The sequence below is a fragment of the Pseudomonas sp. 203-8 genome (assembly GCF_020708595.1).
Classification (GTDB): Bacteria; Pseudomonadota; Gammaproteobacteria; order Pseudomonadales; family Pseudomonadaceae; genus Pseudomonas; species Pseudomonas aeruginosa.
The window spans coordinates 161,303-186,999 of the sequence record NZ_JAJFDF010000010.1; the positions used below are offsets into that span (position 1 = coordinate 161,303).

General features: G+C 68.3%; 28 protein-coding genes and 1 pseudogene. 14 read left to right on the plus strand and 15 right to left on the minus strand.

Going from position 1 to position 25,697, the window contains the following annotated elements:
- Positions 1 to 37: 37 nt before the first annotated feature.
- Both LJF27_RS23485 and LJF27_RS23490 read right to left on the minus strand, forming a co-directional pair.
- Positions 38 to 208, minus strand: coding sequence for a hypothetical protein (locus LJF27_RS23485; RefSeq protein WP_023115357.1), 171 nt, complete (start codon positions 206 to 208; stop codon positions 38 to 40).
- An 83-nt stretch (positions 209 to 291) separates the two neighbouring features.
- Positions 292 to 1,176, minus strand: coding sequence for a manganese catalase family protein (locus tag LJF27_RS23490; RefSeq protein WP_003120176.1), 885 nt, complete (start codon positions 1,174 to 1,176; stop codon positions 292 to 294).
- A 253-nt stretch (positions 1,177 to 1,429) separates the two neighbouring features.
- Here LJF27_RS23490 and LJF27_RS23495 point away from each other — a divergent pair, with 253 nt between their 5' ends.
- The 3 genes from LJF27_RS23495 to LJF27_RS23505 all read left to right on the plus strand — a co-directional run bounded on the left by LJF27_RS23495 (position 1,430) and on the right by LJF27_RS23505 (position 2,783).
- Positions 1,430 to 1,939 carry a ferritin-like domain-containing protein gene (locus LJF27_RS23495; RefSeq protein ID WP_003113674.1) on the plus strand — a complete coding sequence of 170 codons (510 nt, stop codon included), beginning with the start codon at positions 1,430 to 1,432 and terminating at the stop codon, positions 1,937 to 1,939.
- Complete coding sequence (locus LJF27_RS23500) at positions 1,936 to 2,220, plus strand: DUF2061 domain-containing protein (protein ID WP_003115518.1); 285 nt, start codon at positions 1,936 to 1,938, stop codon at positions 2,218 to 2,220. The genes LJF27_RS23495 and LJF27_RS23500 overlap by 4 nt, the downstream gene beginning before the upstream one ends.
- A gap of 293 nt (positions 2,221 to 2,513) precedes the next feature.
- The gene (locus LJF27_RS23505; protein WP_003116974.1) at positions 2,514 to 2,783 is read left to right on the plus strand and encodes a hypothetical protein; all 270 of its coding nucleotides are present in this window, start codon (positions 2,514 to 2,516) and stop codon (positions 2,781 to 2,783) included.
- 10 nt (positions 2,784 to 2,793) lie between these two features.
- Here LJF27_RS23505 and LJF27_RS23510 read toward each other — a convergent pair.
- Together LJF27_RS23510 and LJF27_RS23515 are read right to left on the minus strand one after the other, a co-directional pair.
- Positions 2,794 to 2,895 (minus strand): annotated as a pseudogene (locus tag LJF27_RS23510) (hypothetical protein); the annotation flags it as partial.
- Positions 2,885 to 4,018, minus strand: a complete 1,134-nt coding sequence (locus LJF27_RS23515) for a carboxylate-amine ligase (RefSeq protein ID WP_023116564.1) — start codon at positions 4,016 to 4,018, stop codon at positions 2,885 to 2,887. The gene LJF27_RS23515 and the pseudogene LJF27_RS23510, both read right to left, overlap by 11 nt.
- Before the next feature lie 185 nt (positions 4,019 to 4,203).
- Here LJF27_RS23515 and LJF27_RS23520 point away from each other — a divergent pair, with 185 nt between their 5' ends.
- Positions 4,204 to 5,580, plus strand: coding sequence for an iron-containing redox enzyme family protein (locus LJF27_RS23520; protein ID WP_023116565.1), 1,377 nt, complete (start codon positions 4,204 to 4,206; stop codon positions 5,578 to 5,580).
- Complete coding sequence (locus LJF27_RS23525; RefSeq protein WP_003144272.1) at positions 5,564 to 6,514, plus strand: methyltransferase; 951 nt, start codon at positions 5,564 to 5,566, stop codon at positions 6,512 to 6,514. The genes LJF27_RS23520 and LJF27_RS23525 overlap by 17 nt, the downstream gene beginning before the upstream one ends.
- Here LJF27_RS23525 and LJF27_RS23530 read toward each other — a convergent pair.
- Positions 6,498 to 6,719 carry a hypothetical protein gene (locus LJF27_RS23530; RefSeq protein WP_019726163.1) on the minus strand — a complete coding sequence of 74 codons (222 nt, stop codon included), beginning with the start codon at positions 6,717 to 6,719 and terminating at the stop codon, positions 6,498 to 6,500. The genes LJF27_RS23525 and LJF27_RS23530 overlap by 17 nt on opposite strands.
- A gap of 160 nt (positions 6,720 to 6,879) precedes the next feature.
- Here LJF27_RS23530 and LJF27_RS23535 point away from each other — a divergent pair, with 160 nt between their 5' ends.
- On the plus strand, positions 6,880 to 7,488 hold the full coding sequence (locus LJF27_RS23535; RefSeq protein WP_003116977.1) for a Yip1 family protein: 609 nt from the start codon (positions 6,880 to 6,882) through the stop codon (positions 7,486 to 7,488).
- A 3-nt stretch (positions 7,489 to 7,491) separates the two neighbouring features.
- Here the strand turns inward: LJF27_RS23535 and LJF27_RS23540 are convergent, their stop codons facing one another.
- On the minus strand, positions 7,492 to 9,444 hold the full coding sequence (locus tag LJF27_RS23540; protein WP_010794153.1) for a hybrid sensor histidine kinase/response regulator: 1,953 nt from the start codon (positions 9,442 to 9,444) through the stop codon (positions 7,492 to 7,494).
- Between the two features lie 229 nt (positions 9,445 to 9,673).
- Between LJF27_RS23540 and LJF27_RS23545 the strand changes: the two genes are divergently transcribed.
- The 3 genes from LJF27_RS23545 (at position 9,674) to LJF27_RS23555 (ending at position 11,216) form a co-directional block, all read left to right on the plus strand.
- Positions 9,674 to 10,264 carry a hypothetical protein gene (locus tag LJF27_RS23545; protein ID WP_003088985.1) on the plus strand — a complete coding sequence of 197 codons (591 nt, stop codon included), beginning with the start codon at positions 9,674 to 9,676 and terminating at the stop codon, positions 10,262 to 10,264.
- A 12-nt stretch (positions 10,265 to 10,276) separates the two neighbouring features.
- Positions 10,277 to 10,624, plus strand: coding sequence for a hypothetical protein (locus LJF27_RS23550; RefSeq protein WP_003088982.1), 348 nt, complete (start codon positions 10,277 to 10,279; stop codon positions 10,622 to 10,624).
- A 283-nt stretch (positions 10,625 to 10,907) separates the two neighbouring features.
- On the plus strand, positions 10,908 to 11,216 hold the full coding sequence (locus LJF27_RS23555; protein ID WP_003144276.1) for a hypothetical protein: 309 nt from the start codon (positions 10,908 to 10,910) through the stop codon (positions 11,214 to 11,216).
- Between the two features lie 32 nt (positions 11,217 to 11,248).
- Here the strand turns inward: LJF27_RS23555 and LJF27_RS23560 are convergent, their stop codons facing one another.
- The 9 genes from LJF27_RS23560 to LJF27_RS23600 form a co-directional block, all read right to left on the minus strand.
- A complete protein-coding gene (locus tag LJF27_RS23560) occupies positions 11,249 to 11,470 on the minus strand; it encodes a hypothetical protein (protein ID WP_003113664.1) in 222 nt (73 codons plus the stop codon).
- A gap of 55 nt (positions 11,471 to 11,525) precedes the next feature.
- The gene (locus LJF27_RS23565; RefSeq protein WP_003088973.1) at positions 11,526 to 11,876 is read right to left on the minus strand and encodes a YgaP family membrane protein; all 351 of its coding nucleotides are present in this window, start codon (positions 11,874 to 11,876) and stop codon (positions 11,526 to 11,528) included.
- 26 nt (positions 11,877 to 11,902) lie between these two features.
- Entirely contained in the window at positions 11,903 to 12,979 is a 1,077-nt protein-coding gene (locus tag LJF27_RS23570; protein ID WP_003088971.1) for a M42 family metallopeptidase, read from the minus strand.
- A gap of 3 nt (positions 12,980 to 12,982) precedes the next feature.
- Complete coding sequence (locus LJF27_RS23575; RefSeq protein ID WP_003113663.1) at positions 12,983 to 13,453, minus strand: hemerythrin domain-containing protein; 471 nt, start codon at positions 13,451 to 13,453, stop codon at positions 12,983 to 12,985.
- Positions 13,454 to 13,527: 74 nt separating this feature from the next.
- Positions 13,528 to 13,737, minus strand: coding sequence for a PLD nuclease N-terminal domain-containing protein (locus tag LJF27_RS23580; RefSeq protein WP_003113662.1), 210 nt, complete (start codon positions 13,735 to 13,737; stop codon positions 13,528 to 13,530).
- A gap of 26 nt (positions 13,738 to 13,763) precedes the next feature.
- Entirely contained in the window at positions 13,764 to 14,216 is a 453-nt protein-coding gene (locus LJF27_RS23585; RefSeq protein WP_003113661.1) for a PA2169 family four-helix-bundle protein, read from the minus strand.
- A gap of 125 nt (positions 14,217 to 14,341) precedes the next feature.
- Positions 14,342 to 15,118 carry an alpha/beta hydrolase family protein gene (locus tag LJF27_RS23590; RefSeq protein ID WP_003113660.1) on the minus strand — a complete coding sequence of 259 codons (777 nt, stop codon included), beginning with the start codon at positions 15,116 to 15,118 and terminating at the stop codon, positions 14,342 to 14,344.
- Entirely contained in the window at positions 15,115 to 16,212 is a 1,098-nt protein-coding gene (locus tag LJF27_RS23595) for a DUF3182 family protein (protein ID WP_003088961.1), read from the minus strand. Before LJF27_RS23595 ends, LJF27_RS23590 begins: the two co-directional genes overlap by 4 nt.
- Positions 16,213 to 16,540: 328 nt before the next feature.
- A complete protein-coding gene (locus LJF27_RS23600) occupies positions 16,541 to 16,906 on the minus strand; it encodes a DUF3509 domain-containing protein (protein ID WP_003113659.1) in 366 nt (121 codons plus the stop codon).
- Positions 16,907 to 17,273: 367 nt separating this feature from the next.
- Here LJF27_RS23600 and glgA point away from each other — a divergent pair, with 367 nt between their 5' ends.
- The 5 genes from glgA to LJF27_RS23625 are packed head-to-tail and all read left to right on the plus strand — an operon-like array spanning position 17,274 to position 25,688.
- Positions 17,274 to 18,815 carry a glycogen synthase GlgA gene (glgA, locus tag LJF27_RS23605; RefSeq protein ID WP_003115521.1) on the plus strand — a complete coding sequence of 514 codons (1,542 nt, stop codon included), beginning with the start codon at positions 17,274 to 17,276 and terminating at the stop codon, positions 18,813 to 18,815.
- Positions 18,815 to 20,566, plus strand: coding sequence for a malto-oligosyltrehalose trehalohydrolase (gene treZ / locus LJF27_RS23610; RefSeq protein ID WP_023116566.1), 1,752 nt, complete (start codon positions 18,815 to 18,817; stop codon positions 20,564 to 20,566). The genes glgA and treZ overlap by 1 nt, the downstream gene beginning before the upstream one ends.
- On the plus strand, positions 20,559 to 22,613 hold the full coding sequence (gene malQ / locus LJF27_RS23615; protein WP_003113656.1) for a 4-alpha-glucanotransferase: 2,055 nt from the start codon (positions 20,559 to 20,561) through the stop codon (positions 22,611 to 22,613). Before treZ ends, malQ begins: the two co-directional genes overlap by 8 nt.
- The gene (locus LJF27_RS23620) at positions 22,606 to 25,386 is read left to right on the plus strand and encodes a malto-oligosyltrehalose synthase (RefSeq protein ID WP_003158703.1); all 2,781 of its coding nucleotides are present in this window, start codon (positions 22,606 to 22,608) and stop codon (positions 25,384 to 25,386) included. Before malQ ends, LJF27_RS23620 begins: the two co-directional genes overlap by 8 nt.
- Positions 25,383 to 25,688, plus strand: a complete 306-nt coding sequence (locus tag LJF27_RS23625) for a DUF2934 domain-containing protein (protein WP_003113653.1) — start codon at positions 25,383 to 25,385, stop codon at positions 25,686 to 25,688. The genes LJF27_RS23620 and LJF27_RS23625 overlap by 4 nt, the downstream gene beginning before the upstream one ends.
- Positions 25,689 to 25,697: the final 9 nt, after the last annotated feature.

The following is a 25,697-nucleotide window of genomic DNA, read 5'->3' on the forward strand; positions in this document are numbered from 1 at the left end:
GGACGAAATGACCGGCGCCCTGCGGGCGCCGGCGACTTCATGCGGGACGACGGGCTTCGCCGGGGCCCGCTACGTCGGGATCGTCCGGGGCGAATTCCGGTTGCGCCTCGCTCGCCTGGTCGCGCTTGCCCCGCTCGGGACGTAGCGCCGGCGAGTCGGGGCTCAACGGGGTGTTTTCTGTCTCGGGTGTTTCGCGCTTGGCGGTCATCTCGAGGCTCCTCTGCCGTGCCTCCACGCTAAGGTGCCGGGCGTGGAGGCCGGGACTCGCCCGCCGACGTCGGGCATCCGCGCTCAAGGCGCTTTGTCGGCAGCCGCGCCAGCGCCCAGGTCCGCACCTGTCAGCGGATCGGCCATGGGATCGGAGCGGGTGCGGTCTGCCATTCGCTGCAACACCTCCTGCTCAGTCTCGGACAGGTTCACGCTGGCCGTGCCGTCGCCTCCATCCATGGCCGGCTGTGGCGCCTCCACGTATTCCCAGCCATCACCCTCGTTCCAGGAACCGCGCGTGTCGCCCTCGCCGCGCGACATGTTCAGGTAACGCCGGGCGAACTCCGGCATCCCTTGCAGCTTGCCTTGCGGGAAGTTCGGCTGGATCGAGTGCAGGGCCTTTTCGAAGGAAAGCTGGTGCGCCAGCTCGCGGGTCATGAGGAAGGTCAGCGCATCCTTGATGCCGGGATCGTCGGTGAGGTTGATCAGTCGTTCGTAAACGATCTTCGCACGCGCCTCGGCGGCGATGTTGGAACGCAGGTCCGCGGTCGGCTCGCCGATGGTATCGATGTAGGCCGCGCTCCAGGGTACGCCACCGGAGTTCACCAGGGCGGGCCCGCCGCCGTAAAGCAGCGAGGTGATATGCGAGTCGTTGCCGCCTCCGGTCAACGAACGGTACAGCTCGGCCTCCTCCTCCACCGCTTCGGCCAGACGCCCCTTGGCGCCCTTGTTGAGCATGCCGACGATCGAACCGATGATTTCCAGGTGGCTGAGTTCCTCGGTGGCGATGTCCATCAGCAGGTCCTTGCGACCGGGATCGCACTCGCCGAGGCCCTGGGTGAAATAGCGCATGGCGGCGGCCAGCTCGCCCTGCGGCCCGCCGAACTGCTCCAGCAGCAGGTTGGCCAGGCCAGGATCGGGCGCGGCGACCCTGACGGTGTACTGCAGTCGCTTGTCATGTACGAACATGGTTCGTTCCTCTGTGGGTTCGTGGACCTTCCCTCCGACGGACATTCGAACAACGGCTATTCGAAGCGGCGCTTTCATCCTGCGCACGGAAGCTCGGAATCCCGCAGCGGGCGATGGTTCAGAACTTTTCCCCAACGCGTCTCGCCTGGCGCAACGGCGCCGCTGCGCTGACTGCTACCGGTCGGAAAAGAAACTGAACGCTGCGCCCGGCGGCCACCTCTGAGCAGACACATACACACCGAGGAGAACCGCGATGACGAGCAAACAGGAAAACCTGCTGGACTGGCTGCGCGATGCCCACGCCATGGAGCAACAGGCCGAGCAGATGCTGAAAGCGCAAGCCGCGCGGCTGGAACACTATCCGCAACTGAAGACGCGGATCGAACAGCACATCGAGGAAACCCATGGCCAGCAGCGTCTGCTCGAGGAGTGTCTGAAGCGCCTGGACAGCAGTCCGTCGACGCTGAAGGACATCGGCGCCAAGCTGATGGCCTTCGGCCAGGCGGTGGCTGGCATGACAGTCAGCGACGAAGTGGTCAAGGGCGCCATGAGCGGCTATGTGTTCGAAAACATGGAGATCGCCGCCTACACCGTGCTGATCGCCGCCGCCCGCGAGGTCGGCGACGCCGAAACCCTTGCCGCGCTGGAACGCATCCTGCCCCAGGAACAAGCCATGGCGGACTGGTTGCGCGACCATCTGCCGGAACTCACCCAGGCCTTCCTTGCCCGCGACTCTCAGCCGGACACCGAGGCCAAGCGATGAACCCAAGGGTGATCGGGGCGTGCTGCGGGCGATCGGACCCGCAGGCGCCCCTGCTCAAGACCCTGACTTTCGCCATACTGCACTTCAGCATCGCCTTCGGCGTGGCCTACACGCTGACCGGCTCGGTGCTGACCGGCGGCCTGATCGCGCTGATCGAACCCAGTTGCAACACCGTGGCGTTCTATTTCCACGAGCGTGTCTGGCAGCGCTTCGGCGCCCGGCCGCGCCGGGAGAGCGGACACGGCCACGGCAATCTGGTGCCGTCGGAACGCCGCGACTGAGCCGGCGCGCTTCGAGGGCGACGAAAGCCGCCATCGGGCGCAGCAAGCCGGTGGTTCGAGGAGCGACGAGGGTCTCGCGTGTCCGTAGGCGCGTCTCCTTGGAAAGAAGATTTCCTGGCCTCACCCGCGTTTCGGCAATTCCGTCGAAATCGTCGGTTCGCGATGGAGAAAGCGAGGCCTTTGCCGTTTCGTTTCGCCTGCCTGGAAGAGGCGCCCGTCGATCGTTGCATGTTTCGCTCGCCGGTATCGTCGCGGCTAAGGTCAGAGTAACGATCCACCCTGGAGTATCAGCCATGACTACGCCCCGCATGATTGCCAACAGTTTCCGAAATTACCTGGCTGGCTACGACTGCCTGGTTTCCATCAGCGATACCCATGAAGTCACCTTGCAATTCAGCAGCCATGTCAATCCGCAAGAAAACATCACCATTCCAGGAGTCGCCCTCGATCTCCTGGCCAGTGACGAGGCGGTACGCCGGATGAGCGAAGTCCTTCACGACGAGTTCGCCCTGCTCCTCGCCGGTGCCCGCCGTACGCCGCGGATCGGGCGCGCCTGTTCCTGAGCGGCCCGGCTCAGTGATAGCCGGCATCGGCGCTCTTGCCGCGAAATACGTAGTAGCTGCAGGCGGTGTAGCCGAGGATGAAGGGAATGATGAACGGCGCGCTAGCCGGCCAAGGCCGGCTGGAGATTTTCCTCCAGCAGCTCCTCCACCAGCCGGCGCAGTGCCGGATGGCGCTCCTGGCCCGCTTCGCGCAACTTCCGGTAACGCCGCAACTGGCGGGCGGCGGAGGTCTCTTCGAGTAACCCGCAGGCATGCTGGTAGGCCCATTCGTTGCCCTGGCGGGCCTGCGGCCGGCACTGTCGCCAGGCCATTTCCAGCCAGTCCCCGGCACCTACGCAGCGGCCTTCGACGAGATAGCGGCCGGCGCAACCGTAACGCAGCGCCTGCCAGTAGTTTTCCTCCAGGCAGGCGTCGCGCGCGACCGGCAACGCACGCGGCTCCGCGCCCAGCGCTTCGCCCACCAGCGCCCTGAACAGCCCGGCCAGGCTCAGCGCGTCGGCCAGGCGCGGGCAGGCGTCGCAGATACGCAGCTCCAGGGTCGGCACATGGGATGACGGCCGGATCATCCACCAGACCTGGCCATCCTCGCGGATGCAGCCGGTCTCGCGCAGCAGCGCCAGGTGGCGGCGATAGGCGTCCTCGTCGGGCAAGGCAGGAGGAATGTTCATCCTCGGCCACTCGCCGCAGAGTGCCCGTCGATAGCTCGCCAGGCCGCTGCGCCGGCCGCTGCGGAACGGCGAGGATGCGCTCAACGCCAGCAGCAGCGGCAGCCACGGCAACACGCGCTGGAGCACAGCCATACGGTCGTGGCTCGGCGGTATCTCCACATGCACGTGCAGGCCGCAGACCAGGCTGCGCCGGGCCACCCGCCCCTGGTCCTCGAACAGGCGGGCGAAGTGCGCCGCCGGGTTGCTTCGCGCCCGCCGCCAGTCGGCGAAGGGATGGGTGCCGACGCAGAGCGAGCGCAGGCCGAAGTCCATGGCCAGATGCGCCAGGCGTTGCCGGGCCTGACCGTGGAAGCGCGCGGCCTCGGCCAGGGTGGAGAACACCGGGCTGGCCACCTCGACCTGGCATTCGAACATCTCCTCGGCGAAATGCTCGCCGAGCGTGTCACGGCAGGCCGCGACGAATCCGGCGGGGGCGGAGCGGACGATGTCCAGGTCGGAGGCATCGAGCAGGAAGAATTCTTCCTCGATGCCGAAGCGAAGGCCGCTGGCGGCCAGGTCGTGGGTCATCGGCGCAGCTCCCGGGGATTGTCTCGGGAAGACGCCGGAGTGCCGTCGAGGTTCGTTTTTTCCGCCGTGAGGTTCCCCGGCGCGCCGCCGATCCTGCCAGTGAAACCTTTTTCCCCTGGTGTCACTCGCACCCATATGTGTGGTCGCCCCGGCCGCCCCCGCAAACCCACGACAAGGAACGCGACATGAGCCTGTCTTCGCCCCTCCCTGCCTCCAGTGCAAGCCCTTCGCCCAGGGTCCGCGACCTGTACCACGCCCTGCTCGACGAGCCCCGCGAGCACCTCGAAGCCGCCGGCGAGTTCCTCGACCAGCAATTGAGCCTGGCCGCCACCCATGACGACGACCTGCCGGAGGACCCCGCCGATTGGCCGGCCTGGCTCGACGCCGGGGCCCGGCGCACCGCCGAGGCGCATGCCGAATACCTCCGGGCACGTCGGCGCGGCGAAGGGCGACGCTACTTCCAGGTTCCCTCCCAGGCGATGCACTTCATTCGCAGCGTGGCCCCGACCAAGCTGGTCGACGGCGCCTGGCTCTATGGGCTGTTGCCGCATCATGGCGAGGAACGCCTGCGGCCGCTGCTGGAGACCTTCCTCGAAGAACTCGGCGACGGCGTCCCGGCACGCAACCACGTCCTGCTCTACCGGCGCCTGCTGGCCAGCATCGGCAGCGAGGAAGTCGAAGGCCTCAGCGACCTCCACTACCTGCAGGGCACCCAGCAACTCGCCCTCGGCCACCTCGCCGCGGACTACCTGCCCGAAGTGATCGGCTACAACCTCGGCTACGAGCAACCGCCGCTGCACCTGTTGATCACCACTCAGGAGCTGCGCGAGCTGGGCTTCGACCCCTACTACTTCCAGTTGCACGTGACCATCGACAACGCCGCCAGCGGACATGCGCGCAAGGCCCTGCGCGCGCTCTACGACAACCTGCCGCAGCTTGGCGGGCGCGCGGCCTTCCTCGAACGGGTGAGGAACGGCTACCGCCTGAACGAGGTCGGCCTGAGCACTACGCAGGTAATCGACGGCTTCGATCTCGAGGAAGAATTGCTGGCCATGTTCGAGCGCAAGCGCCCCTACGCCGCCGCTATGCATTCGGATCGTTGCCGGATCGGCGGGCGCACGGTGAACCAGTGGCTGGCGGTGCCCGGGCGGTTCCCGGCGTTTCTCGCCTGCCTGGAGGAAGAGGGCTGGATCCGGCGCCATGCCGATCCGCGCGGCAGCCGCTTCTGGAACCTGATCGAGGGCGACCGGGCGGCAATGTTCGGAGTCTTCACTCCCTACGAGCAGCAGTTGCTGTACGACTGGATCGCTGGCGACTGGCAAGCACCCGCTCCGGCGGACAGGGACCCGCTTGCGCCGCTGGCGGAGCCGGCGACGGCGGGCGGAGACGTGGACGCCGAGCAGGTCGCGCTGCGGCGCGAGCTGCTGCGGCTATCCCCCGAGCAGGGCGTCGCACGCCTTCTCGAACTGATGGCCCCGCACCTCCACCACGGGCCCGCCGGTCTCCTTGCCACGCGGATGTTCAGCCAGCGCTGGAGGGCCGCCCATGCCCAGCCTGCATGATCCGCGCCTGGACGTCCTGGTCAGCCTCGGCAACTGGTTGCGAGGCCAGGACTACCGTTTCGTCACCGTCACCCCGGCTACCCATGAGCGCGTCAACGCCCGCCCGGAAAACCGCATGGCCCGGGACCTGGCCGGCATCTTCGGCTGGAGCCGGGCATTCGCCGGGGAAAGCCTGCCGGCCGACTGGCTGACCCTTCTTGCCGGCGCCGACCTGATCCGCCGCGAGGCGGACGGCTGGCGCAGCCAGGTGCGCGTCTCCAGCCTCGGCGAGCAACTGTTCGTCCATTCGGCCTTCCCTACCCTGGCCGCCGACGCGGTGTTCTTCGGCCCCGACACCTACCGCTTCGACCGGCTGATCCGCAGCCACCTGGCATCGTCCGATCCGGCACGCATCCGCCGTGCGGCGGATATCGGCTGCGGCGCCGGCCCCGGCGCGATCCGCATCGCCATGGCCTGCCCGGACGCCGAAGTACACGGGCTGGATATCAATCCGGCGGCGCTCGACCTGGCGCGGGTCAACGCGGCGCTGGCGGGGGTCGGTAACCTGACCCTGGCGCGTAGCGACCTGCTGAGCCAGGCGCCCGGTCGCTTCGACCTGATCGTGGCCAACCCGCCCTATCTCCTGGATGCCTCGGAGCGCGCCTACCGGCATGGTGGCGGGATGCTCGGCGCCGGGCTCTCGCTGGCAATCGTCGATGCCGCCCTCGAGCGCCTGGAAGCCGGCGGCAGCCTGCTGTTGTATACCGGGGTGGCGATGGTCGAAGGCGGCGATCCGTTCCTCGCCCGCATCCGCGAACGCCTGGCGTCTCGGGAGTGGGACTGGGACTACCAGGAACTGGACCCGGACGTGTTCGCCGAAGAGTTGGACAGCCCCGCCTACCGCGAAGCCGAGCGGATCGCCGTGGTCGGCCTGCGGGTCACTCGTCCCGCCTGAGGCGCTCCAGGCCTTCCACCAGATCCTCGTTCAGGCGCTGCCAGCGCTCGGCCACCTCGGCCTCGGCCGGAATCACCGCGAGGACCTCGTCATCCACCCACTCCCAGGGCAGGCACAGGCGTTCCGCCTCGGCCCGGCTGGCGGCGCGCACGGTGCGGGCGAAACGCCGCCAGCCGCGCATGTGCTGGATTTCGTAGGTGGTCATGGCTCCTCCGGAAGACAGGGACGTTTGTCTTTCGGCGCTCCCCGCGTCTTCCGGTTCAAGGCCCTGGATGGGCGGTCGCGGACCGCCCGGCACGCCACCTGAACCCCCTCGCGCGGGGCCGGTCCAGACTCCTGAACGCCACAGAAAAGAGGTGCCCGTCATGACCCGCGAAATGGCTCGGCTACTGATCAGTCCCACCAATGCCTGGCCTCGTCTGCGCCAGGACTACGACCATCACCCTTTCGCCTTCCTCGTTCCGCTGTTGCTATTGCCGCTGCTGCCGGCGGCCTGCCTGTTCATCGGTACTACCCAGGTCGGCTGGTCGCTGCCGGGCAACGACAGCGTGCAACACCTCTCCAGCGGCAGCGCCCTGCTGCTGGCGACGATGTGTTACCTGGGCTTCGTCGCCGGCGTGGTGATCATGGGCTTATTCGTACGCTGGGTGCTGTTCCGCACGCCGTCGCGCCCCAGCGTACCGGGCAGCCTGACCTTCACCACGGCGATCGCCGTGCCCTTGATGCTCGCCGGGATCGTCGCCCTGGTGCCCTGGCGGATCCTCCTGCTGCTGGCCGCGGCGGCTGCCTGCGCCTACTCGGTACGCCTGCTGTTCACCGGCCTGCCGCTGTTCATGCGCATGCAGGAGCGGCAGACATTGTTCTACGCCTTCTGCATCCTCGGCGTCGGCTTCCTGACCCTGCTGACCACCGCCTTCATCTTCATCGAGTTCTGGGGGCAAAGCCTGGCCGGCAGCGGCGAGTACCTGCGCTGAGGCTCAGCCGGCCTTCAGCGTGCCGGTCAGGAACAGGTACAACTCTTCCTGGCCGAACGGCTTGGCCAGCTTGGGCAACTGTGCCGCCGCGCCTTCGATCTTTTCCGCGAAGCCGGTGGCCAGGGCCATCTTCAGCGGCCGGCCCTGGGCCATGACCCGCTCCACCAACTGGCTGCCGTTCATCCGTGGCATCGCCTGGTCGGTCAGGAGGATGTCCAGCTCCGGCGTCGCCGTGAGAATCTCCAGGGCCAGGCTGCCGGAGTCGGCCTTGAGTACCGAGCAACCGAGGTCCTCCAGCATCGCCGCGGTGTTGTTCAACACCAGCGGGTCGTCGTCCACCACCAGTACTCGACAGGACAAGCGCACCCGCTCGCTTTCGCTGGGCGCCTGCGGCGTCGCGCCATTGCCCGTACGGGCGCTTTCCGGGGTTCGCGGGACGGCGGGTATCCAGATGTTCGCGGTGGTGCCGACGCCCGGCTGGCTCTCCAGGGTGAGCCGGCCGCCGAGCTGCTCGGCGAGGCCGTCGACGATCGACAGGCCCAGCCCGGTGCCACGCCCAATTCCCTTGGTGGTGTAGAAGGGTTCCACCGCACGGCGCAGGGTTTCCTCGTCCATGCCGCTGCCGGTGTCGCTGATGCTCAGGCAGATATAGTTGCCCGGTGCGAGGCGATGGGGATTGTCCGCCGGCACCCGCTGGTTGCTCGCGGAAAAGACGATGCGCCCGCCGTTGGGCATGGCGTCGCGGGCGTTGGTGGCAAGGTTGATGATGGACAGTTCGAGCTGGTTGGCGTCGGTCAGGCCGAGGTCGAGATCCAGGGGAAAGCGCGTCTCGATCGATACGCTCGGTCCCAGGGAATGGATCAGCAGGTCGGTCATCCCGCGCAACAGGTCGGGGATCGCGCAGGGCTGCGGATCGAGACGTTGCTTGCGGGCGAAGGAAAGCATCCGCTGGGTCAGGTTGGCGCCGCGCTGGGCGGCCTCCAGGGCGTTCTGCAAGAGGTCGGCGGTGCGCTGGTCGCCGGGCAGGCGTTTCTTCAGCAGCCCGAGGCTGCCGATGATTACCGTCAGCAGGTTGTTGAAGTCGTGGGCCACGCCGCCGGTCAGGTGCCCCAGGGACTCCATCTTCTGGGCCTGGAACAGCTCCTGGCGGGCCCGTTCCAGTTCGCGTTCGGCTTCGATCCGGTGGGTGATGTCACGGGTTACCTTGGCGAAGCCGATCAGCCGGCCATCGCTGTCGCGGATCGGATCGATCACCACGTTGGCCCAGAAGCGACTGCCGTCCTTGCGCACCCGCCAGCCTTCCTTCTCGAAACGCCCTTCGCGTTCGGCGGCGGCCAGGCCGCGGGCCGGCTCGCCGGCCTCGCGGTCTTCGGGGGTGTAGAAGCAGGAGAAGTGCCGGCCGATCACCTCTTCCGGCAGGTAGCCCTTGATCCGCTGGGCGCCGAGGTTCCAGTTGGTGATCCGCCCGCGGTGGTCGAGCATGTAGATGGCGTAGTCGGTAACGCTCTGCACCAGCAGGCGGAACTGCTCCTGGCTGCGCCGCAGCGCCTCCTTGGCCGCGCGCCCTTCGCTGAGGTCGTGGATCAGCTGGGCGAAGCCGAGCAACTGGCCCTGGCTGTCGCGGATGGCGTCGATCACCACCTGCGCCCAGAAGCGCTTGCCGTTGCTGCGCACCCGCCAGCCCTCGGTCTCGAAGCGGCCCTCGGCATCCGCCTGGCGCAGCGCCTGTTGCGGAACGCCGGCGTCGCGGTCCTTGCGGGTATGAAAGCAGGCGTAGTCGCGGCCGAGGATCTCGCTCGCGTCGTGGCCGAACAGGCGCGCCGCGCCGGCGCTCCAGCTGGCGATACGGCCAGCGCTGTCCAGGGTGTGGATCGCGTAGTCGTCGACCGCTTCGTCGAGCAGGCGGTTGCGCGTGGCCTGGTTCAAGGGGACTTTCGGTTTTCTTGTGGTTTTCATGGACGTGTTCACTCGTCGGCTGCTCGACCCGGGCTGCAAGGCACACCCAGCAAGGTAGTACGAAGAACGTCTTCCGGCCGCTCGCTGGCTCGCCCCAGGAACTTGGCCGACCTTTCGGAAGACCCCGGCGCGGCCGGCGAATTCCATTCGCCGGAACCTTGTCCGGAGTATGGCTTTCGATATGCAGGTAGGGACATCTCCTTTCCACCGCAGCGACCCCGGAGTTCCCATGCGCAATCTGGAAACCGCAACCCTGAAGCTGGGGATATTCCATCCCCACGACAGCCTGAGCCAGGCGCTGATCGCCGCCGCCTTGCAGCGGCAGATCGAAGTCAGCGCCTTGCAAGCCGACCTCAACAGCCTGCAGGCGCGCCCCGGGCTGCGCTGCAAGCCAGCCAGCCTGGCGTCGTCGATCGAGGTCAGCCAGGCGGCGGCCGGTCTCGACCTGCTGTTCGCGCCGTTGTCCGACTACGCCGCCGAAGCCTTGCCGCCGATCTGCGCCGCGCTGATCGATGGCGCCCTGCGCGCCGAGGTACCGCGCCTGTTCCTGCTTGGCCATTGGCAATGGCTGGTGGCGCCGCGCGATGCCGGCGAGGAGCAATTGGGTGCCGGGCTCGAGCGCAGCCTCACGGTCAGCGGCCTGGACTGGACGCTGGTGGAGGTCCCGAGCCTGCCCGCCGGCCTGCGCATCGACGATTTCAGCCGCGCCGGCGACGTCGCGGAAGTGGAGGCCGCCAGGGTGTTCGCCTGCGCCGAAGCGCTGCTCGACGAAGTCCGTCTCGGCCTGCACAAGCGCCAGTGCCTGCGCCTGGCGCCCTGAGGAGAACCCGCCATGTCCGGACCCGATACCCTCAGCCAGGCCTTCGGCACCCTGCTGCTGGCCCTGGCCTTCAGCGCCTTCATCGTTTTCGTTCGCGGCTACCGCCCGGGCGGGGTCAGCGGCGCCTGGTACGACCTGGTGCTCGCCTTCGTCGCGGTATGGCTGGCGTTCTGGCCCGAAGCCGGCGTACTCGCACGCTCGCCGAGCCTGGCCAATGCCCTGGGGTTGGTCTTGCAGGTCGGCGCTACCCTGCTCGGCTGCCTGCTTGGCTACGGGGTGGCAAGGGGATTGCGGCGGGCGATGCGGGAAACCCGGCAAAAAAGATCGGCTTCTTCGCCAACGAGCCGGCGAGGTTCCTAGAGGAAATATCGAGAAAATCCATATAACCATATGGGCGAAAGGCTCTTTCGAATGCCCATAAGGAGCGCCGAACGGGCTTTTCGCCCGTCATGATCGCACTCCGACATGAGCGTTCTGCACGACTTCTTGCATTCTGCATCCCGCGCCTCATGCGGGATACAGCTTATCCCGCAGATTCTGGATGTGGCCGGTATTTCATCGGCGCGGCGCCTATAGTTATCCCTACCGTTGTACGTATCGACGGTTTCTCTCTGATTCAGGCTAATCCCGCTCCAGGGACGGAGTGGATCTTTTTCTTGCGCTTCGCGAACTGGGGAGACCTGACCAGATGAACCTTTCCTACCTGTACCTGAAGAAGATCCTCGAGGAGGAACTGCGCGACCACGACTGCCAGTGCCAACTGAACCCCGACTTCACGGTGACCATCAGTTGCCGCGTCGACGGCCCCCACGGCGCGCTCTACATCGTGCCCAACAGCGACTTCCTGAAGAGCAGCAGCTTCAGCGACCTCAGCGCCTTCATCCTCAACCTGCGCGAGGAAATCAGGCGCTTCGGCGAGTTCGAGGCGGAACTCCAGACCGGCACCGGCTGAGCCCCTCCCCCTTCTTTTTCCCCCTCCCGCCGTCAGGGCTGCTGGTAGTGTCCCGGCGTGGTGCCCGGTTCATGGGTACGCTCCACCTTGCTGACCTGGATATCGCTGATCGCCTCGGCGTCGTGCGGTCGATGCAGTGCCTCCAAGTGGCGGCGGGCCTCCTCGCGGCTGAGGGTATCCGCCTCGCTGTGCAATTCGCAGGTCATCGGCTGGTCGTCGAGGATGTAGCTGATCAGGAACAGATGGCTGGCCATCGTCTCGCCCTCCTCTCTTCGATGGGCCCTGCGCCAGGCGCAGGGCCCATGGCTATCACGGCAGGTTCGGCGGCAGTTCGGCGTCCAGCGCAGCGTCCTGCCGCGAGTCGTCGCGCTGGCGCTCCTGCAGGCGCTGCAGGCGGCGGGTCAGGTGCTGCACCTCTTCGCGCAGCAACTGCAACTCTTCTCGCGGTTCATTGAGCAGGCCCTTGACATGGCAATGCCCACTCAACCCGCGGCTGACCAGCAGGCCGCCGGCGACCGCCTTGCAGGCGCCGGGCAAGCCACCGCGGGCCAGGCCGAAGCCGGCCAGGACCAGTCCGGCGCCGATGGAAGCGAGTCGCTCGCCGCGCTGCAGGTTGTGCGGCAGGCCATTGGCCGTCGAAGTCGGCAGGTATTCGTTCATGGAATTCTCCTTGCTTCGGTTATCGGTCAGGCTTCGTCGTCCGGCGGTTGCACGAGGAACTCGACCAGCGTCCGCCGGCAAGCCTCGATGCCCTCTTCCAGGACGATCTCGAAACCGTGGGTGTTCTCGGTCGGAATGCCAATGCAGCCGACCTGCGCGGCCTCGCCGTGGCTCAGCAGCGCGCTGGCGTCCGAGGCGAAGTCCACCAGCAGCGCCGCCTGCGGCTGGTACTGGCAGCGTTCGGCGGCGCGCAACAGGCGGTCGGTGACATGGCGGCTGTAATAACCCTTGGAGTCGCCGCTGTTGACGATCGGGTCGCGGCACAGCCGGGTGCCGTATTCGGCTACCGTTGGGCCGACTTCCACCGCGATGCTGATGTCGCCCGGCAGTCGGCGCGCGGCGAACAGCGCGCCGGCGTTACTCTCCTCCTCCATGGTGGTGAGCACCAGGTAGAGGTCGCCGTGCAACTCATCGCGGCGCCGGGCGATCTCGCGAGCCACGCCGAGTACTGCGAGCAGCGGTGCGCGGTCGTCGAGGAAGTGCGCGGCGACGCAATCCTGGAAGTACAACGGGCGCCGCCACAGACGGTTGAGCACCACGCGGGTACCCGGTCGCACGCCCAGGTTCGCCAGCTCCTCGGCGCTGCGCCGGGTGACCACGTGTACGTCGCGCCAGTGCACCGCGCCCGAGAGCACGTCGGAGCCCTGCGGCGACTCGCCGGTAGCATGCATGCTGCCGTAGGACAGCACGCCGTCGAGTACCGCCTCGCCGGCCAGGATCTGTACCGGACAGACGCCGAAGCTCACCGGCTGGGCGCCGCCGAGCGCCACTACGCGCAGGGTACCGTCGGCCTCGACGCGCTTGACGATCATGGCGATCTCGTCGAGGTGCGCGAGCAGCCGCACCGCGGCCCGCCGCGCCTGCTCGCGCGGCAGGTGCGGCGGGCTGATGCGCGCGACCAGGTTGCCGGCGGCATCGCTGCCGACCTCGTCGCAACAGCCCTCGAGTTCCCGCTGGCAGATGGCCCTGACCTCGTCTTCCTGGCCACCGGGGCCACGTGCCAGCAGGAGTTCCTCGAGCAAGGCGCGGTCTTCTTCGCGCATGCCTCAGGCCGCCCGTTTTTCCAGGCGCGCTTTCAGCTCTTTCTTGTGCTGCTGCATGGCCTGGCCGAGTTGCTTGAGGGCGGCGGCGTCGAGCAATTGCCGGGCGCGTGGGAATAGTTCGCCCTCTTCCTCCTCGATGTGGTGTTCGAGGAGTTCCTTGAGCACCTTGACCCGGCCGGCGAACTGCACGGTATCCGGGCGGGTGCGCTTGAGGTCGGGAAGGACCAGGGAATCCACCGTGCGGTGTTCCTCCTTGGCCTCGTAGTACATTTTCAGCTCTTCCTTGCCGCCGCTTTCCCTGATCGCCGGATAGAAGATGTCTTCCTCGATGGCGGTGTGCAGCACCAGTTCCAGCTCCAGCCTGCCCAGCAGCTCGCTGCGCTTCTTCAGCGCCCGTTCGGTGGTCTCGCTGAGTTCGTTGAGCAGTTTCTTCACGGTCTCGTGGTCATGGACCAGCAATTCGATGGCGTTCATGGTCGCTCCTCATCGGTTTGTTATCCGAGTGCTCCGGCACTCTCTCTGGCTGAGCGCGCGTTCCTCCGCCGAGTTCAGTCGCGAGGACGGGCGGTCGCCGCACGCGGGCCGGCGACCGCCCAGATCAGCACGCCGAGCACCGGCAGCACCGCGATCAGCAACGACCACAGGGCTTTCGAATTCACGCTGCGATCGCTGCGGAACACGCTGACGAAGGCCCACAGGTCGTAGAAACCCACCAGCGTGGCCAGGCCGATGAGCAGGAAAGCCAGGGACTGGCTCATGGCGCGCTCCTCCTCGCGGGGTCGGCTCAGGCGCGGGCGTCGCGCAGGGCTCGGACCCGGTCGTGGTGACGGAGTACGCCCTGGTATTGGCGCTCGATCACCTGGTGGATCTCCGCCGGCAGCGATTTTTCCAGCGCCGCCTGGTAGCGGTGCTTGGCGACATCCTCGCCGCGCTCGCATTCGTTGAGCACCGCCTCTTCGTCCTTGCCGGTGACCAGTGACTTCAGGTCGACCCAGCGCCGATGCAGGTCACCGGCGAAACTGGTGCTGTCCTTGGGTTTGCCACCCAGTTCCAGGACGATCCGCTCCAGCTCGTCGGCGGCCGCGGCGCAGTCGCGGCTCTGCTCCAGCATCGCCGCCTTCAACTGCGGGTCGCGCAGGTCCTCGGCGCAGGCGTGGAAACCGGCCTCGCCATCCTTGCTGGTTTGCAGCAGGTCGTTGAGTACGTCGAGGGTGTCGTCGAGGTTGGTCTGGTTCATTTCGCTCTCCTTGGCCCGGAGCTGTCCGGGATTTCTCGCATCTGTCGGCGCCGGCGCCTGCCGGCACGGAACGTGGGCAGCAACCAGCACCCACGGAAGGTGGGAGGCTCGCCGTCGCGGAGCGTTCAGAAAGCCGGATGGATGGTGGCGTAGGCCGGGGTGATGCTGAGACGTTCGCCGACCACCATCTCGGTGATCCAGTCCACCAGGATCGAGGTATAGGCGTCCTGCGCCGCCTCGCTGCTGAGCGCATGGTCGGCGTGGTCGATGATCCGGTGGGTCAGCGAATGGGTCTGCTGGAAGGCGGCGCGGAAACTCATGATGGTCGAGTGCGGCACATAGCTGTCGAACTCCGACTCCACCAGCAGCACATCGCCGCGGAATCCCGCGCAGGCCTGCAGGGCTCGGTTGCTGGCGGCCGGGATCAGGCTGCTGCGGTATTCGCTGAGATCCTCGCGGTCGAGCAGCAGCTTGGGCGTCAGCCAATCCTCGTCGCGGTAGATCGCCGGCACCCGCAAGGCCAGCCAGCGCACCGCGCGCAACTGGCTGAGGATCGCCGCCAGGTAGCCGCCATAGCTGGTGCCGACCACCGCGATCGCCTCGCTGTCAATGGCCGGGTGGGCCACCAGCCGGTCGTAGGCGGCGAGCAGGTCCTGCAGGTTGTCCTCGCGCGTCACCAGCGCCTGGCGCCCGCTTTCCGCGCCGTGGCCGCGCAGGTCGAAGGTCAGGCACACGCAGCCGAGCCCGGCGATGCCCTGGGCGCGCTTCAGGTCGCGCTGCTGGCTGCCGCCCCAGCCGTGCACGAAGAGCACGCCGGGAACCTTCGCCCGGGGGCTGAGGAAGGTGCCTTCGATCCGGTCGTCGCCGACCCCGATGCGGATGCGTTCGCTGTTCGCCGTCATGCCTCCCCCGTCATCGCATACTTGAGCAGGAAGTCGCCGTGTTCGTCGGGACCGCGGTAGATCACCCGGCTGTTGTCCGGCAGGCGCTTGTCTTCGTGGATCTCGAACGACGCGGCGCGCACCGCGGGCAGCCCCGGATCGGCGCGGAAGGCTTCCAGCGCGGCGATCTCGGCGCTGCTCGCGCCGCCGACCCGCCAGGACTGCTCGAGCACGCCGAAGCGCTCCCGACCGTTGCCATCCCGGCCCTGGGCAATGTCGTAGTTGCGCCGCGAGGCGAAGCAGCCGGGGAAGAAGATCGCCGCGGCGGTGTCGAAGATCCGCGCGTACTCGATGGCCTGGCGCACCTCGCGGGCCAGGTCCAGGGCCAGCAGCTCGGCGTAGCCACCGCGCGCCACCAGCAGGTCGGAGCCGGCATAGACCAGTTCGCCGCGCGCGTTGCGGGTCTGGTGCTGGTGACCGTGGTAGCTCAGCAGGAAACCGTTGACCCGGAGCTGGCCGACGCTGTGGGTGACGATGCTCTCCAGGTTGGCTTCCAGTACCAGGCCCTGCGCCAACTGACGCTCCTCCAGCCCGCCGAGCCAAGCGTCCAGTTCGTCGAGGTCGTGCGCCACGTACTGGCCGAGGCCGCCACAGGCCTCCGCCAGCTTGGCCCGCACCGGTCCTTCGGCGAGCATGCGAGCGCCGGCGCGGTGTGCGTCGGCCAGGCTGAAGACGCTGACGCCGTTGAGCACGACGTCGCGGACCTTCTCCGCGAACAGCGGGTTCCAGCCTTCCGGCGCCACGCCGCCGCGCGGCAGCGGATGGACGATGGCCTTGCCGGCGATGAACGCGTGCTCGACGAAACCGCCGAGCAGATCTTCGTCACTGTTCACGCCCAGGCGCACGGCGGTCTCCCTGCCGACCAGGGTGCGGGTCGGGACCAGGTAGAGGGGGCCTCGCTGGTGCAATTCGGGTTCGTAGCGGCCGCCGAACTCCAGCTTCTGGACTTCCGCCAGCCAGCGCGCCAGGGCCAGGTTGCCCTGCACTTCGTGTTCGGCGGCCGCGGGATCGACACTATGGGCCACCACCAGTCTCTGCCGAGGGTCTGCGCTCATGTTCCGCTCCTCCTGGATGGAAACCGGGCATTCAGGGCTCCGGTATGGGCGAGAGGGGCTCTTCGTTGGGCTGTTCCATCGGAATCTCTTCCGGGAATTCCTGGGGGACGTGGCTTTCGTGGTCAGGAACCGGATATTCGTCCGGATCCCTCGAGGGGTTGCGTGGAGTGGTCGCTGTCGCGCCCGATGATGCAGAAGTGGGAAAACGCATGTCCGCCTCCATCGTAGGGATGACTTCTAGATGGAGGGGGCGAAGACGGATTTGGTTCGGACCATGCGTCGGAAGGCCGGGTCGGCGACTGACCGACCCGGAGCTGAAACAGCCTGCTCAGCGAGCCAGGCTCATGGTACGCAGCTTGCCGCCGGCGACCAGGACCTTGCGATGAGTGAGATGCTGGTTGTCGCTGTCGCGGAACGTGAGCAGGTCGATGCGCTTGCGGAAATAGTCGCTGTCGCGCGTCTGCAACGGCCCCTGGTCGATGATCAGGTCCCGGCGGATGCGTTCCAGCACCTGGTTCAGCAACAGCGGGCTGCTCTGCTCCTGGCCGGAGATCGCCCGGCTCATCAGGCGCTTGCCCTGGTTATTACGCAAGGTCACCAGCAACGCGCCGTCAGGGCGAGGTTCGCAACTGACGCGCACATCCTTGAAATGCTCTTCCAGGTACTCAACCACGTTTTCATCGGTATCTAGCATTGCTGGCCTCCTGTCTCATCAGATTCTTTGACGCCGGTAATCAGGCGCATCCCTTTCGAGCAGAAGGCGTACCAATTCTTCTTGAAAATTAATTTCTTATAAATCAATAGGTTGAAAAACAAAGCGGCGAATTGATATTTGCAATTTGCAAGAAAGCCCCTGCCGAGCCTTGCATTCGGCAACCCGTTGCGCCCGTCGTCTCGCCTGCAACCCCCTGGCGCGGCTTCTCGCAAGCCGAGCCGCCGGTAAAAAAAACTAAACTTCCGGCGCTCCCCTCCGGTCACCCCTAGCAAGGACTTCGCCCATGCCACGGCGCGACGGAGTCCGACCGACCAACGCCAAGGACAACGTACGACCGGAGGATGACATGGGACATTCTGTTGCAGGCGTTTGCCTGGAAGAACCCGCGGTACTGACCGCTTTTCCGTCGCTGCTGCACCCGCAGGACCCGCCGCAACAGAGGGATCGGATACTCTTCGTTACCGCCGAGCTCAGCGATTTCGTCAAGGTCGGCGGACTCGGCGACTTTTCCGCCGCGCTGCCGAGGGTCCTCAAGCGCGAGCATTCGGTGCGAGTCCTGCTGCCCGGCTATCGCCAGGTGCTGGAGCGCTGCCGCGACTTGCGGATCATCGGCAGCCTGCCCGGCCGGGCGGCGATCCCGCCCTGCGAGATCGGCCTGGTGACCCTCGACGACGGCCTGGAAGTCATGCTGGTGCTCTGCCCGCTGCTCTACGAGCGCGAGGGTACGCCGTACATGGACGACCAGGGCAACGACTGGCCGGACAACCACCTGCGCTTCGCCCGCCTGTGCCTGGCCGCCGCCGAGATCGCCGGCGGACGCGGCGCCCAGGGCTGGCAACCGGGCCTGGTGCACGCCAACGACTGGCCGTCGGCGCTGACGCCGGCCTACATGGCCTGGAACGGCGTGCGCACGCCGAGCCTGTTTACCATCCACAACCTCGCCTACCAGGGCCTCTGCGACCTGCAATGCAGCGCCGAACTGGGCCTCCCCGACGAAGCGCTGAGCCACGAAAGCATGGAGTTCCACGGGCGCCTGTCGTTCCTCAAGGCCGGCATCGCCCATGCCCACCACATCACCACGGTGAGCGAGACCTACGCCCAGGAAATCACTACCCCGGAATACGGCTGCGGCCTGCACGGCATCCTCAAGTACAAGGTCGAGAAGCGTCAGCTCAGCGGCATCGTCAACGGTATCGACGATAGCTGGCAGCCGCACTGCGATCCGCACCTGGTGGCCTGCTTCAGCGCCCGCCAATGGGCCGGCAAGCGCGCCAACACGCGCTACGTGGAGGAGCGTTTCGGCCTGGAGCCGGGCAAGGGGCCGCTGTTCGCGGTGGTCTCGCGCCTGGTGCAGCAGAAAGGCATCGACCTGACCCTGGAGATCAGCGATGCCCTGCTCCAGGCCGGCGGCCGTCTGGTCAGCATCGGCCGTGGCGAGCCGAACCTGGAGAAGGCCATGCTCGAACTCGCCCGGCGTCATCCCGGCCAGGTCGGCGTGCACATCGGTTTCGACGAGACCGAGGCCCGCCGTATCTACGCCGGCAGCGACTTCCTGCTCATGCCCTCGCGTTATGAGCCCTGCGGGCTCAGTCAGCTCTATGCGCAATGCTTCGGCTCGCTGCCGATCGCGCGCTGCACCGGCGGCCTCGCCGATACCATCGTCGACGGGGTCACCGGCTTCCTGTTCCGTGAGGAAACCGCGCAGAGCTACCTCGATGCGGTGATGCGCGCGATCAACGTCTACCACTGTCCCTCGCTGCTCAACGCCATGCGCTGCAAGGCGATGGCCGCGCCGATGTTCTGGAGCGACTCGGTGGAGCCTTACAACCGCCTGTACCGGCGCCTGTTGAGGAATACCGCTCCGGCCCTGCGCGGGGTACGCCAGTGATGGCGATCCGGCGCCGCTTCGGCGCCCAGTTCCAAGGCAACGGCCGGACCTGCTTCGGCCTCTGGGCTCCGGACGCCCGTGAGGTCCGGGTCGAGACCGCCGACGGCCGCGACTGGCCGCTGGAAGGCAGCGACAGCGGCTGGTTCGAGGCGACCCTGCCCTGTCCGCCCGGCACCCGCTACCGTTACCGCATCGATGGTCGTCCCGGGGTGCCGGACCCGGCCTCGCAGTTCCAGCCCGACGGCGTGCATGGACACAGCCAGGTGCTGGACCATGGCGCCTACGCCTGGCGCGTCGACGAGTGGCGCGGGCGGCCCTGGCACGAAGCGGTGATCTACGAGCTGCACGTCGGCCTGTTCGGCTCCTACGCCGAGGTCGAGCACTTCCTTCCGCGCCTGGTGGAACTGGGCGTGACCGCCGTGGAGCTGATGCCGCTGGGCGAGTTTCCCGGTCGCCGCAACTGGGGCTACGACGGCGTGCTGCCGTTCGCCCCGGCGTCGGCCTACGGCACGCCCGAGCAACTCAAGCATCTGATCGACAGCGCTCACGGCATGGGCCTGATGGTCTTCGTCGACGTGATCTACAACCACTTCGGCCCGGACGGCAACTACCTCGCGCAGTACGCCGCCGCGTTCTTCCGCGACGACCGGCAGACGCCCTGGGGCCAGGCCATCGATTTCCGTCGCGGCGAAGTCCGCGAGTTCTTCTATGAGAACGCCCTGATGTGGCTGCTCGACTATCGCGTCGACGGCCTGCGCTTCGATGCCGTGCACGCGATTCCCGATAGCGCGTTCCTCGTCGAGATGGCCCGCCGCCTGCGCGGCGCCGCCGGCCCCGAGCGCCATGTGCACCTGGTCCTGGAGAACGACGACAACCGCGCCAGCCTGCTGCGCCAGGGCTACGACGCACAGTGGAACGACGATGGCCACCATGCGCTGCACGTCCTGCTCACCGGCGAGAACGACGGCTACTACCAGGACTACCCCGAGCCGCTGCGCTGCCTGGCGCGCTGCCTGGCCGAAGGCTTCGTCTACCAGGGCGAAGCCAACCGCCACGGCCGGCCGCGCGGCGAACCGAGTGCCGACCTGGCGCCGGACGCCTTCGTGCTGTTTCTGCAAAACCACGACCAGGTCGGCAACCGCGCCTTCGGCGAGCGTCTCAGCGTCCTCGCCGAACCCCAGGCGTTGCGCCTGGCGATAGCGCTGCAACTGCTCGCGCCGATGATTCCGCTGCTGCTCATGGGCGAGGAATGCGCCGCGCGCGAACCGTTCCTGTATTTCACCGATCACCAGGGCGAACTGGCGGACGCGGTCCGCGAGGGACGACGCAAGGAGTTCGGCGAGTTCGGCCGCTTCGGCGAGGGCGCCACCCTGGCTTCGCTCCCCGACCCCAACGCGGTGGAGACCTTCGAGCGCTCGCGTCCCGGCCTGGCCGATTGCGACCCGGCCTGGCGCGGCTTCTACCGGCAACTGCTGGAAATCCGTCATGAACACCTGATCCCGCGCCTGCGCGGCGCCCGTTCGCTGGGCGTTACCACCATCGCCGGCGCCGCGCTGTCGGCGCGCTGGCGACTCGGTGACGGCAGTGACTGGCGAATCGACTTCAACCCTTCTCCGCTCGAAGCGGAAGTCGAGCCGCCGGCGGCCGCCACCTGGGTGCTGTTCCTCGACAACCTCGCCTGTGCCGAGTATCGCCGCGGCCGCCTAAGTCCCCGCAGCATCGCGGTCAGCCTGGAGCCCGCCCATGAGTGACGCACGCCTGGCCGAACTGGCCGCCGCCGTGGGCCTGCAACTCGACTGGCAGGACGCCAACGGACGGCCGCAGCGGGTCGACCCGGAGGTCCAGCGCGGCCTGCTGGAAGCACTCGGCTATCCGGCGCAGAGTCCGCAACAGATCGAACAGAGCCTGGCCGCGCTGGCCCGGCTGCGCGAGGACAGCGCCAACCTCGGACTGCTGGTCGGCGAATGCGGCCAGCCGCTGGAGCAAGCGCTCGGCCCCGCCGGCACCCCGGGCGAGCTGGTCTACGAGGACGGCACGCGGATCGCCCTGCGCCTGGACGCCGAAGGCCGCCTGCCGGCGCAGGCCCGCAGTGGCTATGCGCAGCTGTCGCTGGAGCAGCGGGAATGGGCGGTGGCGATGGCGCCGCCGAGCTGTCCGTCCCTGGCCAGCCTCGCCCCGGGTCGCTCGCGTCGCTGGGGTCTGGCCGCCCAGGTCTATGCCCTGCGCCGCCCCGGCGACGGCGGCCTGGGCGACAGCGCCGCCCTCGAGGACCTGCTGCGCAGCGCCGCGCGGCATGGCGCCGACGCGCTGGCGATCAGCCCGCTGCACGCCCTGGCCGAGGCCAACGGACATGCCTACAGCCCCTACTCGCCGTCCAGCCGGCTGTTCTTCAATGTCCTGCACGCCGCGCCGGCGACCATTCTCGGCGCGGCGGCGGTGGAACAGGCGATCCGTCGCGCCGGCCTGGCCGCGGAGATGGCCCGCCTGGAGAGCCTGGAGCTGATCGACTGGACAGCGGCGGCGGACCTGCGCATGCGCCTGCTGCGCCAACTCCACCGCGACTTCACCGAGCGCGCCAGTCCCTTGCGCCACGACCTCGCCGAATTCCGCCGCGAAGCCGGCGAGGCCCTGCTGCACCACTGCCGCTTCGAGACCCTGCAGGCGCACCTGGGCGCCGGCCCCGACTGGAGACGCTGGCCGGAGCCGCTGCGCCGCCCCGGCGAGCCGGCGGTGGCCGCGTTCTGCGCCGATCACGCCGAGGAAGTGGACTTCCGTGCCTTCGGCCAGTGGCTGACCCAACGTTGCCTGCAACATGCCCAGCGCCAGGCGCGCGAGGCCGGGATGGCCATCGGCCTGGTCGCCGACCTGGCGGTGGGCGCCGATGGCGGCGGCAGCCAGGCCTGGTCGCGGCAGGAAGAGCTGCTCGCCGAAGTGAATGTCGGCGCGCCGCCGGACATCCTCAACCAGTCCGGACAGGACTGGGGCGTTTCCGCGTTCAATCCCGAAGGCCTGCGCCGCCACGGCTACCGGGCATTCCGCGAGATGCTGCGGGCCAACCTGGCCTGGCCCGGAGGGCTACGCATCGACCATGTGATGGGCCTGCAACGTCTCTGGCTGATCCCGCGCGGCCAGCCGCCCCACGCCGGCGCCTACCTGCGCTACCCGCAACGCGAGCTGCTGCGCCTGCTGGCGCTGGAGGCCAGTCGCGCCTCGGCGCTGGTCATCGGCGAGGACCTCGGCACCGTGCCCGAAGGCCTGCGCGAGGAACTGGCACGCCGCCAAGTGCTGGGTACCCGCGTGCTGCTCTTCGAGCGGCGCGGCGAACGCTTCGTGCCCCCGGCGCAATGGCCGGCGGACGCCATGGCCACCACCAGCACCCACGACCTGCCGAGCCTGTCCGGCTGGTGGCGGGGCCGGGACATCCACTGGCGCGGCCGCGCCGGACACCGCAGCGCCGAGGAATGCGCGGCCGACCTGGAACTGCGCGCCGAGGAGCGCCGGGCCCTGGCCGCCAGCCTCGAACCGCCGGTCGATCCCGACCCCGCCGCCGAAGTACCGCTGGACGCCTGCATCGGCTATGTCGGGGCAACCCCCGCGCCGTTGGTGCTACTGCCCCTGGAGGACGCCCTGGGCAGCCTGGAGCAGCCGAACCTGCCCGGCCCCGGCGACGCCCACCCGAACTGGCGGCGGCGCTGGCCGGAAAACGCCGCGCAGATGCTCGGAACGCCGCAGGTCGACCGGCGCCTGCGCCTGCTCGAACGCAGCCGCCGGGATGCCGAGGAGGCCGCCCATGATTGAGCCCCGCGCTACCCTGCGCCTGCAATTCCACGCCGGCTTCACCCTCGACGATGCCCTGCCCTGGCTGGACTATTTCGCCGACCTGGGCATCAGCCATCTCTACGCCTCGCCGCTGTTCCGCGCGCGGCCCGGCTCCAGCCACGGCTACGACGTGGTCGACCCGACCCGGATCAATCCGGAACTGGGCGGCGAGCCGGCGCTGCTGCGCCTGATCCAGGGGCTGCGGCAACGCGGCATGGGCCTGCTCATGGACATAGTGCCGAACCACATGGGCATCGGCGGCGGCGCCAATCCCTGGTGGCAGGACGTGCTCGAATGGGGGCGCGAGAGTCCCTACGCGAGTTTCTTCGACATCCAGTGGGAATCCCACGACGCCGCGTTGCGCGGCCAGGTGCTGCTGCCGTTCCTGCGCAGCGACTACGGCGAGGTCCTGGCTGCCGGGGAGATCGGCCTGAGCCTGGACCGCGAGGCCGGCCGCCTGCTGGCGAGCCACGGCGAGCAGCGCTTCCCCCTCTGGCCGGGCAGCTACCCGGAGCTGCTGGAAGACAGCGGCGAGCCGCGCCTGTCAGCCCTGGCCGGCGGTTTCCGCGAGTGCCGGCAGGACCGCGAGGCCTTGCGCGAGATGCAGCGTCAACTGGCGGCTGCGCTCGCCGAGAGCGCTCCGCGCGCAGCCCTCCAGCGCACGCTGGGCGAACTCCAGGAACGCCACGAGGAGGCTCGCCAACGCCTGCACCGCCTGCTCGAGGCGCAGCACTACCGCCTGGCCAGTTGGCGCACCGCGGCGGACGACATCAACTGGCGCCGTTTCTTCGACATCAGCGAACTGGTCGGCCTGCGGGTCGAGCGCGGCGAGGTGTTCGAGGCCGTGCACGGCAAGGTCTTCCAGTTGCTCGAGGACGGTCTGCTCGATGGCCTGCGCATCGATCACGTCGACGGCCTGGCCGATCCGCGCGGCTATTGCCGACGCCTGCGCCGCCGCAGCGAGCGGATCCGCGCCCATCGCGGCGGCGCGCCGATGCTGCTGTACGTTGAGAAGATCCTCGGTGGCGAGGAGCGCCTGCCCGAGGATTGGCTGTGCGACGGCACCACCGGCTACGACTTCATGAACCAGGTCAGCCTGTTGCAGCACGATCCGCGCGGCGAACGACCGTTGCGCGAACTCTGGCAGCGGGTCAGCGGACGCCCGGAGGCGTTTCTCGACGAGGTCTACCAGGCTCGCCAACTGGTCCTGGCGGGAAGCCTCGCCGGTGACCTGGAGAACCTCGCCCAGGGTCTTTTGCGGGTGGCGCGGGCCGACCTGGCCAGCCGCGACCTGACCCTGGGCGGTATCCGCCGCGCGCTGTTCCAGTTGCTCGCGCGCTTTCCGGTCTACCGTACCTACGCCGGGGCCTGCGGTCGCTCGGTGCAGGATCGCGAGGTGTTCCGCTATGCCGCAGAGGCGGCCCGCGAGGATCTCGACGAAGCCGACCGGGCGGTCCTCGACCATCTCGAACGCTGGCTCGGCGGGCAGCCGCTGCGCGAGCTGCCGCCCGGTCCGCTGCGGCGCCTGCGCGGCGAGTTGCTGGCGCGCTTCCAGCAGTTGAGTTCGCCGACCGCAGCCAAGGCCGTGGAGGATACCGCCTGCTATCGCTCGGCGGCCCTGCTCTCGCGCAACGACGTCGGCTTCGACCCGCAGCGCTTCGCCGCTTCCGCCGAGGAATTCCATGCCGCCTGCGAAGCCAGGCGCCTGGCCAGCCCGCGCGCCCTGCTGGCCACCGCCAGCCATGACCACAAGCGCGGCGAGGACGCCCGCGCCCGTCTTGCGGCGCTCAGTGAACTGGCGCCCTGGTTCGCGCGTAACGTCGAGCACTGGCAAAGCCTGGCCACGCCGTTGCGCCGCGACCTCGCCGAGGGGCCGGCGCCGAGTCCCGGCGACGAGCTGATCCTGTTCCAGGCCCTGCTCGGCAGTTGGCCGCTCGACGCGCCTTGCGACGGCGCCGCCCTGGACCAAGCGTTCCTCGCGCGGATGCGCGAATGGCAATGCAAGGCCTTGCGCGAAGCCAAGCTGCGCACGCGCTGGACCGCGCCCGACGAAGACTACGAGCGCGCCTGCGCCGACTATCTGGAACAGCTCCTGCGCGCGCCACTGGCCCAGGCCCTGCGCCAGTCGCTGGGCAACGCGGCGGCGCGACTGATGCCGGCCGGGGCCCTGAATGGCCTCGCCCAATGCCTGCTGCGCCTGACCTGCCCGGGTATCCCCGATCTCTACCAGGGGCGCGAGGACTGGGACTTCAGCCTGGTCGACCCGGACAACCGGCGGCCGGTGGACTTCGCCCGGCACGCCGCCGCCCTGGCCGCGCCGACGCCCTTCCCGGAACTGCTGGAGCACTGGCGCGACGGTCGCATCAAGCAGACCCTGATCGCCCGCGTGCTGGGGCTGCGGCGGATGCAGCCGGGCCTGTTCCGCGACGGCGACTACCTGCCCCTGGAGGTCAGCGGCGAGCATGCCGAGCGGGTCCTGGCCTTCGCCCGGCGCAGTCGTCACGGTTGCCTGCTGGTGGTGGTCCCGCGCCTGGCCTGCGCCCTGCTCGGCCACGCCACGCAGCCGCAGGTGCCGGCCGAGGCCTGGGGCGACACCTGCCTGCTGCTGCCGCCGAGTCTCTCCGAATGCACCTACAGCGGCCTGTTTTCCACCATGCCGCTGCCCAGCGACGGGCACCTGAGCCTGTCCGAAGTGCTCGCCGACTTTCCCGTCAACCTGCTTTACCGCCTCGCCCAGGAGGACACCCCATGAGCGCCGACGAAAAACGCATACGAGAGTTCGCCTACCAGATCTGGGAATCCGAGGGCTGCCCCGACGGCCAGGCCGAACGCCACTGGGCCATGGCCCGGCAACTGGCCGAAGCGGAAGCCGCCGCGGCGGCACCGAAGAAGACCCGCGGTCGGGCCAAGGCAGCCAAGGAAACCCCGGCCCTGCTGCAAGCGCCGGCCGCCAAGCCGCGCAAGCCGAGGGCCGCGTCCCCGGCGCGGCCCGCCAGCGAAAAACCGGCGGCGGCCAAGCCGCGCAGCCGCCGCAAGCCCGAAGCGGGCGAATGAGGAGTCCAG